Here is a 17,176-nt window from a genome sequence, read left to right as displayed (position 1 = left end):
ATCGATCGAATGCCCCCTGTGCCGGTTTGAAAGCAGCTTGCGTGCCATGATGCGGGCCATACCAAAAGCGGCGTCACAAAATGACCGGATGAAGGGGTGGCCAAGGATCAGGGGCGTTTCGCGGGCGCCCCGATCTGTCCGTCGGCCAGCGCCTTGGAGAAGATGTTCACGGCCTCGACCAGGTCCGCATTGCCGGTGTTCAACTGTCGACGCAGGTCGGCGAGGATCGCCTCGCAAGCTTCCTTCCGACCCAGGGTGGCATTGACCTGAAACAGGAAGACGCCGATGCCGGTATTGCGGTCGCTGTCGTTCCAGGCCTGCCGGTCAGTAGCTTCGGCCAGGACGAGGTCGCCCGCCACGGCCTCGACGCGTGCGAGGTTGTAACGGGAGCGCCAGATCAGCTGGTCCCGGGGCGAGCGATGGTCCGCGGCGATCCATCGCTGCGCGGCTGCGGCCAGCCGCTTCGCATCGCCGCAGCCTTTCTCGGTGGAGGCCGCGACCTGCTCCCAGTAACGCATGGCGTTGAGCGTGATCGGCAACTCGGTGCGCTGTTCGAATTCGGCGTAGACCGATTCGGGAACAGGTTGGCCGGCCGAGCAATACGCGATGATGCGCCAGAGCGTGGCGGTCATGCGTTCGTTTGCCGGCCCGAATCGCTCGGACAGTTCGATGTGGGCGAGCGCGCCACGAGTATTCCCGCGTTCCACTTCACGCGCGCCGAGTATGGCTTGAAGGCGAGGAGACGTGGGGTTGTACGACTGCTGCAATTCAAAAAGCGTATCGGCGTCTCCCCAACTGCCGCTCTGTATCCAGGTACCGGCGGCGAAGATGGCCAGGATCAGGGGCGGGCAGGCCAGGACGATGCGCCTGAATCCAGCCGTAGGCGTCCGATGGCTTTGCCACAGGGCGAGCGCGATGCCGAGAACCGCAAGGAGGACACCCAGGTCCGGTAGATAGTTACGATGCTCGAAGTAGAGTTCCAGCGGAATGATTGACGATTCGAGGACGTGCCCGATCAGGAAGAAGCCGATGCCCAGCGAGATCAGGGGGTGCCGTCGGCGACAGACGAACGCAAGGACGATCGCACCCATCCAGGCCAGGATGGCGAGCGAGGTGGTCCAAGGCGACAGCAGGCCGGTCGAGATCGCGTAGTTGTCGTGGAATAGCCCCATGTCTTCGCCCACGGGAAACAGCGTGGTCTTGACGTAGGACCACAGGATCCGGGGTTCGGTGAGCAAGCGTTCGGCGAGGGTGAACGAGCGCGCCGCGTAACCGCCCTGGATCGCGTCGGCGTGGGTCACCAGCCAGCCGGTGGCGAGCAGGCCGGGCAACAGGACGGTGACGGCGAAGAGCCAGCTCACGGCTCGCGGGCGCGAGCGGCCTGGTGCTGGCGGAAAGCACAGCCATTCGATCAGCAGCGCGAGCGGCACGGCCAGCACGGCGTTTTCCTTGGCCAAGGCACCGATGCCCACGCTCAAGGGGAAGGCGACCCACAGGGCGACCCGTGGGACGAAGCTATCGTTGCGTTCCATCCATCCACGAATCGCCATGTAGGCGATGAGCGACACCAGCGTGAACAGGGCCCCCAGTTGCGCCATGCGCTGGACGATATAGAGCACGGTGCTGACGTGCATCGGAAGGAACAACCACCATGCCGCGACGAAGAGGGCGGTGGTCGAGGCGATATCGCGCGTCGCCGTGATTCTACGGAAAACCTGCCGGCACAGCAGGTAGACGAGCATTCCGCAAATGATATGGATGACCAGGTTGGTGGTCTTGAAGGCTTCGGCGTCCATGGCCTGGCGACGGGCTGCGTCCAGCAGGAAGGTCAGCATCGATACGGAGCGGCCCATCGGGCCCGAGCGATTGTCGATCGCCGATCGCCAGTTGAGCCGGCCCTCGACCCAGCGCTGGATGGTCTCCAGGTTCGGTGCGTCGTCGAGCAGGAATGGGCCGTGCAGCCCACTAGCATAGATCGCCAGGGTGACTGCCGCGGCGGCCAGGAGGGCCACGATGCGTGCGGCGCGTTTGTGCTCGAGCAGATCGATCATGGGATGCGTCAGCCTTGGTAAAAAAAAAGAGCCCCGCCTGGCGGGACTCTTTTTTCACGATGCGAGATGCGTTACTGGCGGCAAATGGCCGGCAGGAACTGCTTCGGCACGGTGCTGGCGTTGCACGACCACTTGATCACGCCGCCGGCGGTGTTTGGCGTCATGACGAGGGTCTTGGTATCGATGTCATTAGCGCTGATACCACGCAGCGTGGCGGTGATCGCGCCCGTGCCAGTGGAGTCGATCACGATGCTCGTGACATACGTCGAGCTCGTGGCGGTATAGCCGGCCGTCGCGTTGTTCTTCGGCATCTGGCCCGTTGACTGGAACGACTCGGCCACGGCGAGCTTGGCGCCGTCGAGCAGCACGAAGCCTTCCGAGACCTTGGCTCGCTTGACGTAGTTCTGGTACTGCGGGATGGCGATGGCCGCCAGGATGGCGATGATCGCGACGACGATCATCAGTTCGATGAGCGTAAAGCCCTTCTGCATGGTCTTCATGGAACTTCCTCGTTAATTTTGGTTGGCTAACCGCAAGTTTGTGATGCCCCTGAGCTGTAGTGCCGGATCTTTCCCTACTGGCTGATCCGGCCCCTCATCACGAGTACGAGGACTGACCAGGACGCTCATTATCCCTCGAAGCATGGACTATGCCAGCCCGTTTGGGACGGCCAGCCCACACGGTGGGCGAGCTGATTTGCATAGGGGCGCAGAATTGACAAGCCGCGACAATCCACAATTGACGAACCGATCACAGCAAAGGCGCGGCATTTGACCCCTGGCGTCACACTATGACGTAAAGCGTCCATTGGCAATCCTGCCGCGAAAAGCCCTTGAATCCAAAGGGTGAGACCTGGGTCACATCGATACTGTGACGAGCGTCGCCTGCCGTTTTACGGCGGAAACGGGGCATGAGCTTGCGCCTGCGCCCCTCGCCCCGTACCGTGCCGGGCTAGTTCCGTAAAGGGAGTCCCCCCACCCATGAAGCCCCTGCTCGCAGCGCTGGCCCTCGCGCTGGCGTCCGGCCCGGTCCTGGCCGCCGATGTCGATACCGGCGATACGTCGCCGCATCCGTTCTCTATCCGTGACCTCGTGATGCTGGATCGCGTCGGCGATCCGCAGCTCTCGCCCGATGGCCACTATGCGCTCTATACCGTGCGCACCACCGACTACGCGGCCAACAAGGGCTCGACGGCGATCTACCTGATCGACCTCGACAAGCCGCCGCAGCCGGTCAAGGTGGTGGAGAAGGGCTCGTCGCCGCGCTGGGCGCCGGATGGTCATGGCTTCTTCTACGTGGCACCGAAGGACGGCACCGCGCAGGTGTTCCACCGCGTGCTCGACGCCGGCACGAACGGCAAGGGCCTCGCGCTGACGCTGCGCAACGGTGACGCCGTCACCGACGCCCCGCTGGACGTCAACGCCTTCAAGCTCTCGCCGGATGGCGCCAAGCTGCTGCTCAGCTACGACGTCTTCACCGACTGCCCCGACCTGGCCTGCACCAAGGAGCGCCTCGACGGCCGCGAAAAGGACAAGGCCACCGGCACCGTCTACGACAAGCTGTTTGTCCGCCACTGGGATACCTGGGCCGACGGCCGCCGCTCGCAGCTCTTCATCGCCGACGCCAACGCGCCCTCGCAGCCGGTGCTGCTGAGCCGCGGCATCGACGGCGACGTGCCGAGCAAGCCCTTCGGCGGTGACGACGAGTTCTCGTTCTCGCACGATGGCAAGACGGTGTTCTTCGACGTACGTATCGCTGGCAAGACCGAGCCGTGGTCGACCAACTTCGACGTGTTCCGCGTGCCCGCCGACGGCTCCGCCGCGCCGGTGAACCTCACCGCCGACAACCTCGCCTGGGACGCGAACCCGCTCGTGTCGCCCGACGGCAAGACCCTGTTCTACACCGCGATGAAGGAGCCGGGCTCCGAAGCCGATCGCTTCGGCATCATGGCGCTCGACCTCGCCAGCGGCACCAAGCGCGAAGTGGCCCCGTCGTGGGACTTCACGGCCGGTGCTCTCCAGGTGTCCGCCGACGGCAAGACCCTCTACACCACCGCCGACGCCAACGGCCAGCATCCGCTGTTCGCCATCGACGTGGCCACGGGCAAGGCCACCACGCTGGTCACCGACGGTTCGGTGGCGGGCTTCTCGGTGGGCAAGTCGAAGATCCTGCTCACCCGCGACGACCTCAAGCGTCCCGCCGACCTCTACACGGCCGACGCGAAGGGCAAGAGCCTGAAGCAGATCACGCACTACAACGCCAAGCGCCTGAAGAACGCCCAGGTCGGCGATTTCGAGTTCTTCACCTTCAAGGGCTGGAACAACGAAAGCGTGCAGGGCTACGTGGTCAAGCCGGTGGGCTACAAGAAGGGCAAGACCTATCCGGTCGCCTTCATTATCCACGGCGGCCCGCAGGGCGCGATGACCAACAGCTGGAGCTACCGCTGGAACGCGCAGACGTACGCGGGCCAGGGCTTCGCCGTGGTCACCGTGAACTTCCACGGTTCCACCGGCTACGGCCAGGCCTTCACCGACGCCATCTCCGGCGACTGGGGCGGCAAGCCGCTGGAAGACCTGAAGCTCGGCTGGAGCGCCGCGCTGTCGAAGTACACCTTCCTCGACGGCAATCGCGCCTGCGCGCTGGGCGCCAGCTACGGCGGCTACATGGTCTACTGGATGGCCGGCAACTGGAACCAGCCGTGGAAGTGCCTGGTCGACCACGACGGCGTGTTCGACGCGCGCTCCATGTACTACGACACCGAAGAACTCTGGTTCGAGGAAAAAGAGAACGGCGGCACGCAGTTCGACCATCCGGAAAACTACGAGCGCTTCAACCCGGTCAACCACGTCAAGGACTGGCGCGTGCCGATGCTCATCATCCACAGCGGCAAGGACTTCCGAATCCCGGATACCCAGGGCCTGGGCGCATTCACCGCGCTGCAGCGTCGCGGCATCCCGAGCAAGCTCCTGCACTTCCCGGACGAAAACCACTGGGTGCTCAAGCCGCAGAACAGCGTGCAGTGGCACGAAACGGTCAACGCCTGGCTGAAGGAATGGACCGCTCCGCAGGGCAAGTAATCCAAGCTCCAGCGTAACCAAAAACGGCGACCCTCACGGGTCGCCGTTTTTCATGCTCGTCATTCCTGTGCACGCAGATAGAGCTATGGCTGGACCAGACGGTCGTCCGGCCGGTGCGACACACCACTCGCGATAGCCAGACGCTTCGCCGTGGGCACCGGCCTGCGCCGGTGCGACACGCCCCCGTCGTACCGGCGCAGGCCGGTACCCACCGCATCGGTTCACCCGCAACGCGATAACGCTTCATCGGATCGTGTCCGTGCAACGCATTCGCCGATTTGTCGTTCCTGCGAAAACAGGTACCCAGCTATCGCGACCACGCCCATGAGCTCGTCATTCCTGTGCACACAGGAATCCAGCGCCCCAGTATCCGGTTATCGCGACACACCGCACCGGCACCCATCACTGACGACCCATCACCCCCATCCAAACCGTCACCGCCACGGCCCCACCATCCGGCACCCCCGTTGCCCGATCTCCGAGATAGCTGGCTCGCCCCGCACGTGCCCGCATTCCCGCGGTATCCCGAGCACCTTTTACTGCGGCCTCCCGCATCGCAGTCAACGCATCGTCAAGCGACCGTCCCGCCTCCAAGGCCTGCCACAATGCCTCCGCCGCCGGATACAACGCATCCAGCATAGTGCGGTCCCCGGCCTTCGCACCGCCCAGCTCCGAAATCGCTTCCGTCGCCGCAACCAGCGCCGCATGCCATTCCTGCGGACGCGGATCATCCTTGCCGGCCAGTTCACGCGCCGCACGGGTCAAGCCCGTGGCGTAGAACGGCCCCGAACTCCCTCCGATGGCACGCCGCATCACATCCCCCATCGCACGCAACGCCACCTCCGGCGAACTCCACGCATGATCGCCAAGCGCCAGCACGGCTTCGGCCCCGCGCCGCATACTGCTCCCCAGATCGCCATCCCCCGCCTTGCGATCAAGCTCGGTCAGCTCGTCCTCGGCGTCGATCAGGGCATGTGCGGCGGCATGGGCGACGGCCTTGACGCGCAGACCAGCGGGCGAGGGCGGCGCCGATGACGTCCGTTCCGCCGCACGCTTCGGTGCCGGCATCACGGGCGTGTCGTTCAATCGACCGCCACCGGGCCATGCCGGCGCGTCGCCCGGCACATCGAGCAGGGCAAGCAGTTCGTCATCGACCTTCAGCAGAGACAACGAACAACCCGGCATATCCAATGCCGTAAGAAAATTGCCACTCCACGCACGCACCACGACGATGCCGCGCGCCGACAACCAACGCAGCGCATCATGCAACACCACGTCCAGCTCCATCGGCGGCGTGGCACCCAATCCATTCACAAGCAGTGCGACACGCTGCCCGTCACGCACGCCCAGATCGGCAACGATGCTTCCCAGCATGGTATCCACGAGACTCGCCGCATCCGTCATCGATCCACGACGCACCCCAGGCTCGCCATGGATGCCAAGCCCATACTCGATCTCGTCATCGCCCAGTTCAAAGCCGGGATGCCCCACGGCAGGCACCGTACACGACCCCAGCGCGATACCCATCGACCCCAATCCATCGATGGCACGGCGGGCAAGGGCGGCGACGTCCGCCAGCGGCTTGCCCGCCGCTGCGGCGGCACCGGCCACCTTGTGCACCAACACCGTTCCCGCGATACCGCGACGACGATCGGCCGGCACGGTATCCCGCAGCGCGACATCGTCCGCCACGGTCACCACCTCCACAGGAATGCCCTCGGAGCGTGCGATTTCTGCGGCCAGTCCGAAGTTGAGCCGGTCGCCCGTATAGTTCTTCACCACCAGCACCGCACCCGCCGAACCCGCCACACTGCGCAACGCGGCCAGAACGGCATCGACACTGGGCGAGGTGAAGACATCGCCTGCCACGGCAGCGGTCAACAACCCTTCACCGACATACCCGGCATGCGCAGGCTCATGCCCGCTACCGCCGCCGGAAATAATGGCGGCCTGGCGGGCGCCATCGGCGCCTCGTCTGACCACCACGTTCTCGGTATCAAGCAAGGCCAGTCCCGGCGAGCGTGCGACCGTACCTTCGAGCATGTCGCGGACCACATGACGCGGATCGTCGATGAGCTTCTTCATGGTGCCATTCACCTTGGCGCCTGGGGCGCGGTGGAGGGATGACAGAAGCTTAGCCCCTAGCCGATCAGGATGCAGACCCCCTTCTGTAGGAGCGCGCTTGCGCGCGATCCGGTCTGGCGATGACAGTTGGGTTTTGCGTTTTCGCGATCATGCATCGCGCGCAAGCGCGCTCCCAACCGACGGCGATGACTATGCCGCAGGACACGGGTCGTAGATGAGCTCATTTAACCTTGCGCCCGCCATAACAGCTCGAGGTCATTATTAGCATCCTTCATCCACTCCAGGCCTCCGTGTGATGATTCAACGAGAAATCCGTACTTCAGGTAAGCCCAGTCTTTTGAGCTGCAATTTTTTGAAAATAGACCCTTACCGATGATTGCCACAACTTGACCGAAGGTGCTTGCGTCAAGTCGTACAGTATCCATCAGCTCAATCGGCGCTCCACTTACATAGCACCCTTGATAGGCGGGGATAGATGACGCTGGAGGGTAGCGTTCAGCAAGTTGGGTACCTTGGGGGTTCAGTATTTTTTTTCGGACAATCAATGGCATGCCTAAAAGTGGGCGCCATTTCAGTGATCCGTCATCGAGCACGACAAGCAGTCCCGCGTCTCGCTTTGGGACAGTTGGGAACTTACAAAACGAGGCGTACTCTTCTGAATCAGATATTCCCACGACCACCGCATCACCGTCGCCACCGTCTATGACGTCGAATAAGCCAATTTCATCGCTTTTGTAGGACTGCATCGATACTTCCTCTGTTATCAAGGTATGACGAACTCTGCAGCCGGTACCAAGCCAGGGGGTGGTGGAGCACCTCCCGAGCCATCGATGACCTGAATTTCGACCCAAAAGCAACGGCAGTTGTTAGGATTTTGATGTGCTTGCTTGATGTGATAGTGCGATCCAGAAAAAGGCCAATGAGGTTTGGATGGGGGGACGCTGTCGAATCGAAACCCGATTGTTCCTACGGGAATAATGTCTCCATATATGGTCTTGCACGGAGGGCAATGTTTGTCTGGAGGGCACTGATCAGGCTTGGCGACGTCCTTTACATTGTCAGTAGACGTAGAAACAGTGTCCGTACCGGTCGAAGGAGCAGAACGAATGGTTGGCGGTACCGGGACGGGCCCCGGGAATCCAGGCAGTACGCCGTTGTGACAGGCAAGACATACAGCCTGAAGTCCGGAAGCATCACTGAAAGATAGTGGGTTGACGTTTGCGTAGCCATATGTACTGTTGCCCGCACTTAAGCCTAAAGGATCGCTCTGGACGAACCGGCCGGAAGTTGGGTCGTAAGTTCGGTTCAGGTTGTCGGCTAGCCCTGACTCTACATCGAAGTATTGTCCTGGGAATCGTAGGTTGAACTTGTAACCGGATGTTGATACGGGAGATGTTTCTCCGAAGGGATTGCTATTAAACACCCATCGCCACAACGTGGCGTTCCCATCGGTAATCGCCCTCGGAGAGTCGAGAGCGTCGGCATGAATGTACGATACGAGATTCGTGCTATGAACGGCTACCGGAATCGTGCCCATCCAAATGTATTCGAGGGAAGTAGAGCCGTATTCGGCTATCAGTTCGCTGTTGTCGCCATAAACGAATCGTGTGTTAACTTCGTTGATTGTCTTGGATATTCTTTCACCGAACGCGTCGTATATGTAGGTGGCTACTGCCTGTCCCCCTTGCTGTACCACACTCAAGCGTCCTCGGCTGTCATATCCATATCCCCACGTGGCTCCAGCCGATGCATTGCCTGTCATTGAGCCATTAGCGTCGTACACCCTAGATGTTGTGCCGATAGCGGTTAGCCAATGTGTTCCAGGCTGATACTGGTAGTTACCGGTAGCCGAACCGGGCGCCGTCTTGCTCAAACGGTCACCGGTCTTGTTATAGGTATAAGCTTCGACAGAGCCGGATGGATCATTGACCGAAGTCAGTCGATAAAGCGCATCGTACCGATACGTCTCACTGGCAGGATTCGCACCCGCCGCATCACCAAGCGCCACGATATTGCCAGCAGCATCCCGAGCAAAATGCAGGTTCAGTGCCGGGCTGACGACATCCGTGGCGCGGTAGTTCGCGTCATAGGTTCGCGTGATGGTCTGTCCATTGCCGAGCGTATAGGAGGCAATAGGCCCGAAGGGCAGGTAGGTGGCTGTGGTGACGACCGGGGTGGCCGTTCCTTGTGCCGGAGTGACGGTAACGGAGATGATCTGTCCGAGCGCATCGCGATTGTATTCGGTAACCGCTCCGCTGGGCGTGCCGATTGCCGCAAGGCGACCGGCGCGAGTGTGGACATAGCTCACCGTGTCCGTCACGGTCCCTTGGGTCTGGCGTTTCTCCGTGACCTGGCCCTGGAAGTCATAGCAGAAGGTCGTGGTCACCGCCGATTCGACGACGCGGGTCAAGCGGCCTTGAGGGTAGGAGGTGGCGCAGCCCGTGACGCTATTCGCTTCGTCGTAGTGATAGGCGGCGTTGGCGCGGGTGTCCGCATAGCTGGCCGACACCAGGCGGTTCAGGGCATCGTAGCTGTTGGTGACGGTGATGCCCTTGGCATCGACCTTGGTGAGCGTGTTGCCTGCGGTGTCGAAGGTTGCAGAGCTGCTGCCCGTGTCGGGACTCTGTAACGACGAGGAGTTGCCCAGCCCGTCGAAACCGTAGTGTGTTGTGAGGCCGTCGGGATCGGTTACGGCGGTCAGTCGATCCAGCGCATCGAAGACGTATTGATTGGTCGTGTTCTGGGTCGCAATATCCGCGCCGTTGGCGTTGTCGATCGATGTAACGACGCGATTCAAGGCATCGACCACGTCCTGATGTACCGCGCCAAGAGCGCCTCGGGATTGCACGAGGTTTCCATTGGCGTCGTAGCTGCCGTTGGCGCTAGCGTCGAACACGGTCTGGCCGAGTCCATCTTTCGTCGTGATCAGCTGACCAAGGTTGTTGTACGTGCGAGTGACGGAGCGACGAAGCGTATGGGCAGTGTCGAAGGTCTCTTCCCGAGTCCGATTTCCTGCCGCATCCAGCGTGTAGTGGATGCGGTTACCCTGACCATCGGTGATGTCAGTCAAGCGGTGGGCGTCGTCATAGCCATACGTCACCGTGACGTTGTCCGGGTCGGTCACGCTGTGCAGCGTTCCTGTCGGGTCGTACGCCATGATAGTGACGGCATCCGAGTTACTGGCGCTTCCGTCCGCGTTGGCGTGTACCGTTCGTCGGGTGAGCCAGCCTCGTGGGGTGTACGCCAGGTCGGTGATCACCCCATTGGCGTCCGATTGGCGTACGATCCGTCCCGCCTTGTCATAGGCCAGGACAGTCGCGGTGTGGCCAGCGGCGTCGACGGTCTGATAAAGGTCCCCAGCACGATGGCAGGCTCCACCGGACTGTCCGCAACCGCTTTCGTCGGTGGTGAGGTAGTAACGCATCCGGGTGATGTCGTTCTCGTCGGTGCGAGGACCATCGGTTGACAGAAGAAGGCCAATCAACGGGCATTGGGTGGTGTCGACCGCATCGCAGTACGTGTATCGGGTCTGGCGTATGCCCGAGGGGGCATTGGCTTGGCTGCCGCAGGTGTAACTGCTTGTCAGACCTGGATCGATGGTGCATTCGAAGGTGACTTGTCCCCGGGCGTTGTAGCTCCAGGAGGCGCTCTGGATCATGTCTCCCGCGTGGTTTTTCATGGTTTGCGTAAGGGGTACACGCAGGTCCGTGTTCCAGACTGTGTCCGTGGTGCGCTCATCGGCAGAGCTTTGCGCGTCCACGGACCGCGTCAGTAAACCATGGCTGTCATAGGTTGTCGCCCGAACGGCACCCCTGAAATCGGTATAGGTCGCAGGATACGAATTGGTGTCATAGGTGCGTGCCGCATAAGGCTGGCCGCAGCTTCCGCATGGTTTGTCGAGCGAGCCCAGGCGGAGCAGGCCCTGGACGGTCGTGTGTGTCCGATGAGTGATTTGTCCGAGCGGGTAGGTGACGTCGGCGGAACCATCGTCGTTGTACTTGATGGCGATACGGCCGGCTCCTCCTGCGCCTTCCGCCACGGCTGCCCTGGACGCCGAGTCATACGAGGTACTCTCGTACCGCGCACCGTTTTCATCGATGATGCCGGTCACGGCGGCGGGAAGATTTGCGCCGCCGTTGAATGCGGGCTCGTTGTATAGGTACTGCCGAGTCTTGCCGTCCGGATACGTCACCGACGCGACGTCGCCATAAGAGTCGTAGGCATAGGTCAGGGCTCGTCCATTCGGTAGTAGAACCTGGCGTACGTGCGCATTTCCATCGTAAGCGAACGACAGTTGGCGTCCTCCTGGAGCCGTGACGAACATCAGTAAGCCCGGCACTGGCGCGACGGAGCGATCAGAACTTGCGTCGCTATACGTAAGCGTGGCTGTCTGTCCTGTTCTGTCGCTGATGGAGAGGAGGAAACCCTGCGCCGAATACGTTTCAACGTGCCTAAGCGCGGCAATACGGAGGAGGTATCCCGTCGTATGTCCTTGAGCGTCTACGATTTCCGAGAGCGTATCGGCATTGTTCGGGTCGCCGTTCCACGTCCCTCCTTTGGGGCGACGGAACAATTCGCGCAGGCCATTGGGGCGAAAAGCCGTCAAGGTGGAGTTGCCCGTATCGTAATCGACGCGTGACAGCTTTCGTGTAAACGAATGGCCCCAATGCAGTCCCATCGCTGTGGTAGTGGCTGCGCTGTCGCTATTGTAGAAGCGTCGGAACGTCAGCCATGCATCGGCCGTGTAGTCTTCTTCTTCGATGTATTTGTTGCCAGTCGCCGTATTAACGGGGTCGCCATCCATGGGGGCGCCATTCGTGGGCGAAGGGCATCCACCTTCACCGCCGTCGCAACCACCGGCTGCGCCAGCATTTGCACCCGATGGATCGGTATCTATGTTGTAACATTCGCCACCCCATTCGCTATCCTCATTGGGTACCTGCTGACCTGGTACATCGGCGTGTCCCCAGGCCACAAAGCACCCAATAGCGTAGGGGTTGTCATCTACGGGATGCTCCTTGCATGTGAGAAACCAGTTCCATTGAGGGGTACCCTTTTCATGCCATGCGATCGTTCCCTGGCAAACCGCGAGCGCCTCGGATCGGGTCGTGTTCGCCTGGGTGGATGGTGAATAGGTGGCCGAAGCAAACAGAACGATAAGGCTCACGAGCCAAGCATGCGCCCACTTCATAGTGCCCCCTGCGGCAGTATCATTCGATGATGGTCGGAAGGGAGAGTATTCTCACTTCAGGATGGCGTATGTAAGGGAATTCCTACACGTTATGGAATGTGACCGGGTTCATGGATATCAACCATCTAGTGGCGCTTTCGTACATGGGTCGCGTCTTCGCTATGGATCGATATAGACGGCCAAGTTCGCGGCAAACGGGGCGGTGCCGCCAGATAGGACTGGCGGGACGGGGATCGTTGTCATCCACCACCTAGTGCCGCCTGAGCGTTCCATAGGTGGTGGACTTTGGCCTGGCAGACGCACTGCATGCCCATTCGGGTCAGCAGGATGCTGGCGCTTATGAGGCGGATGAGGTGACGTCGGTTCGGCAGATCCTGATCGGCGACGCTTTCGGCGACGACTTCGTTGATGCCTTCCGCATAGGCGAGCCATTCGCCGGCGTCGTCAAGCAAGGTATCGATGCTGGCCTCGGGATTGAGGGTGTAGCTGCCTTCGCCCAATCGGGCGGAATCGTCCGGTGTGTGCATATGCGTTCTCCCTATGATTGCCTCCGGTCCGAGGCGCGACACGTCGTCGACGTGCCTCGCCCCGGAGCACGCCTCTCGGCATGCTCCTCATCGCTCGGACAGTGAGGCGCTGTTTCCCATGCCTCCCGTTGACGGGTGGCTCACGGTTCGTAATACGGTGAATCGGCGTCGTTCGTTCCCATCCGCTCACATGGCAATGCGCCGGGTGTCACGGCAAGGCAACAGGCGTGGGATCGACGGACGCCGAAGCGCTTCAACCGCCTCCGGAAGAACTCCGGACTGCGTGCGTACCGTCGTGGGGCGTGCCGCGTCCAAGCGGTGGACGTGGGAATGCCGTATGCTTCGACATAGCTATACCTCTGGTCGTACAGGGGTTAGTTAGTGGAGGGGTTCGGGTTGCACCCCGGATCCCTCCGCGCTTCTCACTCATCGAGTGAGCGATGATCGCCAGTGCTGCGTCTTTGCATCCACTCCGCTGGCGATGCGAGCAAGCTATCAGATCGTTTACGGAATGTCTGTAGTCCCGTGCGTGGTTGGCTACCGGGAGTTGCGTATTCCGTCGTTCCTGCGTAAGCAGGAATCTTGCGCGATGCAGTGGGTTGTCGCGAGGATGTTACCTACGTAAAAGCCGATGAAGCGGTGTCGTGGTGCTGGTGAACTGGGGCGCTGGGTTCCTGCGTACGCAGGAACGACGAGCGGTGCACACGATCCGATGAAGTGTTATCGCGTTGCTGGTGAACCGATGCGGTGGGTACCGGCGACGGTCGGTGCCTACGGCGAAGCGTCTGGCTATCGCGAGTGGTGTGTCGCACCGGCCGATCGACCGCTTGGTCTAGTCATTGCGGTTGCCTGAGAAAGAATGACACGGTATCTGCGTTCCCAGGAACGACGGTGGGTGGCGTGTGGTTTGCGCAGGAACGACGAGGTGTTAGAACCAGCGGTTTTTCTTTAGTGCGACGAAGATGCCGGCCACGATGCAGGCGACCACGCAGATGATGGTGGGGTAGGCCCAGGGTTTTTCCAATTCGGGCATGTGCGAGAAGTTCATGCCGTACCAGCTCGTGATGAGCGTGGGGGCGGCGAGCATCGCGGCCCAGCCGGCGAGCTTCTTCATCACTTCGTTCTGGCCGAATGTGACTAGCGAAAGATTGACGCTGATGGCGGCGCCGAGCATTTCGCGCATGGCGGAAATGGATTCGTTGACGCGGAACACGTGGTCGTAGATGTCGCGGAAATACGCGCGAAGCTCGTCGTGGATCAGGTGCGGATGCAGGCGCACGAGCTGGGCCACGATGTCTTGTAGCGGCACCACCGCGAGGCGTAGCGTCATCAACTCGCGCTGCATGTCGTAGAGGCGTTTGATGGTGTTGCGGTTGTAGGTCTCGGCGAAGATGTCGTTTTCGAGTTCGTGCAGTTCTTGCCGGAAGTCGCGCACGATGGGTAGGAAATTGTCCACGATGAAATCGAGTACGGCGTAGAGCGCGTAGCTCGGGCCCAGGCTCAACAATTCGGGCGACTGCTCGCAGCTGCGGCGTGCCGGGGCGTAGGACAGGGAGGCGCCGTGGCGCACCGTCACGAAGTAGCGGCGGCCAACGAAGATCTGGGTTTCGCCGAAGGCGATGTTGCCGCCGACCAGCTGGGCGGTCTGAGCCACAATGAACAGGGAGTCGCCGTAGACCTCGATCTTGGTGCGCTGGTGAGCGTGCTGGGCATCCTCGATCGCAAGATCGTGCAGGTCGAATTCCTCCTGCAACTTCATCAGCAGCGCCTCGTCGGGCTCGTGCAGGCCGACCCAGACGAAGGTGTCCGGCTCCTTCAGCACGTCGCTGATCGCGTCCAGCGTGATGTCGCCGATGCGCTTGCCGTCGGCCTTGTAGGCCACGCAGTTGACGATCATGCCACCCTGCGCTTGGCTGGGTGAGGGTTCGGGAAGGAGCGGTAAGGGTGCCATGACGGCCATGATGCCGTGACGTACGTGACGCGGCAATGTACGGGGCGCCCAAGCGGCCCCGCCATCATCGCGTCACGCGTTCAGTCGTGGCGGCGGCAGAACGTGGCGAAGAGCGCGGTCCAGCACGGCAGGGCGAACAGGATCCAGGGCATGTTCCGTTGCGGAAAATCAGGCCACAGATGCAGCAACAGCGCGATGACGCACGCCGCGAAGGACACCCCGGCGATGCGTGGGGCGAAACGCCCCATCGGTCGACCGGCCCTGCGTAGCTTCCAGATGGCCGGAATCAGCAGGAAGGCCAGCGGCTGGTAGGCGAGGATGTTGAAGTTGCCCCATGCCGAGCGATGCAGCGTCAGCGTCCACAGGCCGATCATCATGAGGCCGGCAAGTCCGACGAACAGGGTGTAGAGCGTGCCGACGGCCACGAAGACGCCGCGCGCGACGCGATGCCGGCTGAACACGGGCAGCGCCAGCGGTAGGGCGAGCACGATACCGGCGAGCAGCAGCGGCCAGCGCAGGTCGGGCGCCTGTTCGGGAGGCGCGTCCAGCCGGCTCGGGGCCAGCGTGGATTCGTCGGCCACGAGCGGGCGCTCGTCGGCACCACTGCCGATCCGCACCTGGCGGATTTCCTCTTCTAGAACCATGGGCAGGAAGGCTTCCTTCCATGCGGTCATCGGCTGGTCGGCGAAAGGGCCCAGGCCCAGATCCATGCCGAGCATCAGCCAGGGCTGGTTGCTCATCAGTCGTGCGGTCTGCTCGCGGTAGGTCATGCCGCCGGGCCGCTCGCGAAGCTGCTTGCCCAATGCACCGTCGAGCGCATCGTCGAGCGCGTTGCGCACGCGGGTGGTGCAGTTGTCGAGGTAATAATCGTAGTTGTAGCCGGCGTTCTGCGGCTGCACGTTCCAGATGAGGAAGCGGCGCAGGCGGTCCTTCTGTTCGTCGCTCAGCGCGAGGTGTTGGCGACGCACGTAGCGACCTTCGCCGGAGTAGAACGACACATCGGATTCGGTGGGCTCGGCATCCATGCGATACGCCATGATGCCGCGCGCGAAATTGAGGATGAAGCCATCCTGGTCGAAATCGAACACGCCGTAGTTGAAGGCGATGGCCTGTCCGCTCACGCGGTCGCGCACTTCCAGTGCGTCGTGGCCGAAGCGCTCCCAGTAGATGTCGCCGGGACCGTAGGTCATCAGCGAGATGTCGATGTCGCTCGCCGGGGCGTCGACGACGCCGGCACGGGCGAGCGGCGCGATACACAGGGCGAGAAGCAGGATCAGGGCAAAGCGCATGGAGCGTGCGACGTCCGTTGTGGGGGCGCGCCATGTGCGCGACAGGGTCTCGGTTCGGGCCCTGTCGCGTAGCGCGAAAGGCAGGGCCCGAGGGTGTCGGTCAGGATACTTCGCCGACACGGGTGACGTGGAAGGCCTGCACGCGACGGTCGTCTGCCTGCGTGACGCGGAACAGGAAACCACCGACCGAGATTTCTTCGCCCGCCGTCGGCAGGTGGCCGAATTCGGAGGTGACCATGCCGCCAATCGTATCGAATTCCTCGTCGGAGAAATGCGAACCGGCGATCTCGTTGAAGTCGGCGATGGGCGTGAGCGCGCTGACCAAAAAAGCGCCTTCCTCGGCCAAGGCCTCGACCAGCACCGGATCTTCCTCGTCATCGTGCTCATCGTCGATCTCGCCGACGATCTGCTCCAGGACGTCCTCGATGGTGATCAGGCCGGCGACGCCGCCGTACTCGTCCACCACCAGCGCCATGTGGTTGCGCGTGAGGCGGAACTCCGCCAGCAGCACGTTCAGGCGCATGGATTCGGGGATCAGCACCGCCGGACGCAGCAGCCCGCGAAGGTCGAAGCCGTCGCTCTGGCCGAAGTACTTGAGCAGGTCCTTGGCGAGCAGGATGCCGAGGACTTCGTCCTTGTCTTCGCCGTGCACGGGGAAGCGCGAATGGCCGGATTCGACCACGGTGGCGAGGATGTCGGCGAGGGGCGCGTCGGCGGGAAGGCTGACGATCTGGGCCCGGGGCACCATGACATCGTCGACGCTGAGTTCGGTGACCTTGATCGCACCCTCGACCATGGTCAGGGTGTCGTTGGACATCAGGCCGTTGGCCTGGGCGGTACGCAGTTCCTCGATCAGTTCATCGCGGTTGCGCGGCTCGCCGGAAAACATGTGGCCCAGTCGATCCCACCACGATCGGTGGGCCGGGCCGTTGGTACTACCAGGGTCCTCGTTCATTACTCTTTGATGTTCGGCCCAGATGGGCGGAAGGGTCAGTCTACTGGAAT

Annotated in this window: 10 protein-coding genes; 1 reads left to right on the top strand and 9 read right to left on the bottom strand. The window is 62.0% G+C overall.

Annotated elements, in window-relative coordinates:
- Positions 1-107: 107 nt before the first annotated feature.
- Complete coding sequence (locus GAK28_RS01135; RefSeq protein ID WP_291773914.1) at positions 108-2,051, bottom strand: hypothetical protein; 1,944 nt, start codon at positions 2,049-2,051, stop codon at positions 108-110.
- 71 nt (positions 2,052-2,122) lie between these two features.
- Positions 2,123-2,551 (bottom strand): pilin, encoded by a 429-nt coding sequence (locus tag GAK28_RS01130; protein ID WP_291773912.1) that lies wholly within the window; start codon positions 2,549-2,551, stop codon positions 2,123-2,125.
- Between the two features lie 480 nt (positions 2,552-3,031).
- Between GAK28_RS01130 and GAK28_RS01125 the strand changes: the two genes are divergently transcribed.
- Positions 3,032-5,128, top strand: coding sequence for a S9 family peptidase (locus tag GAK28_RS01125; RefSeq protein ID WP_291773910.1), 2,097 nt, complete (start codon positions 3,032-3,034; stop codon positions 5,126-5,128).
- A 402-nt stretch (positions 5,129-5,530) separates the two neighbouring features.
- On the opposite strand, the gene GAK28_RS01120 is transcribed toward GAK28_RS01125, so the two are convergent.
- From GAK28_RS01120 to GAK28_RS01090, 7 genes are all read right to left on the bottom strand, one after another.
- Positions 5,531-7,213 (bottom strand): dihydroxyacetone kinase family protein, encoded by a 1,683-nt coding sequence (locus GAK28_RS01120; RefSeq protein ID WP_291773908.1) that lies wholly within the window; start codon positions 7,211-7,213, stop codon positions 5,531-5,533.
- 224 nt (positions 7,214-7,437) lie between these two features.
- Complete coding sequence (locus GAK28_RS01115) at positions 7,438-7,959, bottom strand: hypothetical protein (protein ID WP_291773906.1); 522 nt, start codon at positions 7,957-7,959, stop codon at positions 7,438-7,440.
- A gap of 17 nt (positions 7,960-7,976) precedes the next feature.
- Positions 7,977-12,380 (bottom strand): RHS repeat-associated core domain-containing protein, encoded by a 4,404-nt coding sequence (locus GAK28_RS01110; protein ID WP_291773904.1) that lies wholly within the window; start codon positions 12,378-12,380, stop codon positions 7,977-7,979.
- Between the two features lie 263 nt (positions 12,381-12,643).
- Positions 12,644-12,931 (bottom strand): hypothetical protein, encoded by a 288-nt coding sequence (locus tag GAK28_RS01105; protein ID WP_291773902.1) that lies wholly within the window; start codon positions 12,929-12,931, stop codon positions 12,644-12,646.
- 928 nt (positions 12,932-13,859) lie between these two features.
- Positions 13,860-14,828, bottom strand: a complete 969-nt coding sequence (locus GAK28_RS01100) for a magnesium and cobalt transport protein CorA (RefSeq protein ID WP_291773900.1) — start codon at positions 14,826-14,828, stop codon at positions 13,860-13,862.
- 134 nt (positions 14,829-14,962) lie between these two features.
- Entirely contained in the window at positions 14,963-16,171 is a 1,209-nt protein-coding gene (locus GAK28_RS01095) for a DUF4105 domain-containing protein (RefSeq protein ID WP_291773899.1), read from the bottom strand.
- Positions 16,172-16,271: 100 nt separating this feature from the next.
- A complete protein-coding gene (locus GAK28_RS01090; RefSeq protein ID WP_291773897.1) occupies positions 16,272-17,126 on the bottom strand; it encodes a transporter associated domain-containing protein in 855 nt (284 codons plus the stop codon).
- Positions 17,127-17,176 lie beyond the last annotated feature (50 nt).

Source organism: Luteibacter sp. (genome assembly GCF_009912395.1).
Classification (GTDB): domain Bacteria; phylum Pseudomonadota; class Gammaproteobacteria; order Xanthomonadales; family Rhodanobacteraceae; genus Luteibacter.
Note: the sequence above shows the minus strand (reverse complement) of the source record. Positions and strands in the feature narration are given on the sequence as shown.

What these genes read in the sequence shown, in the direction of transcription:
- GAK28_RS01135 (WP_291773914.1), bottom strand. Translation starts at nt 2,051, where the DNA reads ATGATCGATCTGCTCGAGCACAAACGCGCCGCACGCATCGTGGCCCTC.
- GAK28_RS01105 (WP_291773902.1), bottom strand. Translation starts at nt 12,931, where the DNA reads ATGCACACACCGGACGATTCCGCCCGATTGGGCGAAGGCAGCTACACC.
- GAK28_RS01125 (WP_291773910.1), top strand. Translation starts at nt 3,032, where the DNA reads ATGAAGCCCCTGCTCGCAGCGCTGGCCCTCGCGCTGGCGTCCGGCCCG.
- GAK28_RS01095 (WP_291773899.1), bottom strand. Translation starts at nt 16,171, where the DNA reads ATGCGCTTTGCCCTGATCCTGCTTCTCGCCCTGTGTATCGCGCCGCTC.
- GAK28_RS01100 (WP_291773900.1), bottom strand. Translation starts at nt 14,828, where the DNA reads ATGATCGTCAACTGCGTGGCCTACAAGGCCGACGGCAAGCGCATCGGC.
- GAK28_RS01130 (WP_291773912.1), bottom strand. Translation starts at nt 2,551, where the DNA reads ATGAAGACCATGCAGAAGGGCTTTACGCTCATCGAACTGATGATCGTC.
- GAK28_RS01090 (WP_291773897.1), bottom strand. Translation starts at nt 17,126, where the DNA reads ATGAACGAGGACCCTGGTAGTACCAACGGCCCGGCCCACCGATCGTGG.
- GAK28_RS01120 (WP_291773908.1), bottom strand. Translation starts at nt 7,213, where the DNA reads ATGAAGAAGCTCATCGACGATCCGCGTCATGTGGTCCGCGACATGCTC.
- GAK28_RS01115 (WP_291773906.1), bottom strand. Translation starts at nt 7,959, where the DNA reads ATGCAGTCCTACAAAAGCGATGAAATTGGCTTATTCGACGTCATAGAC.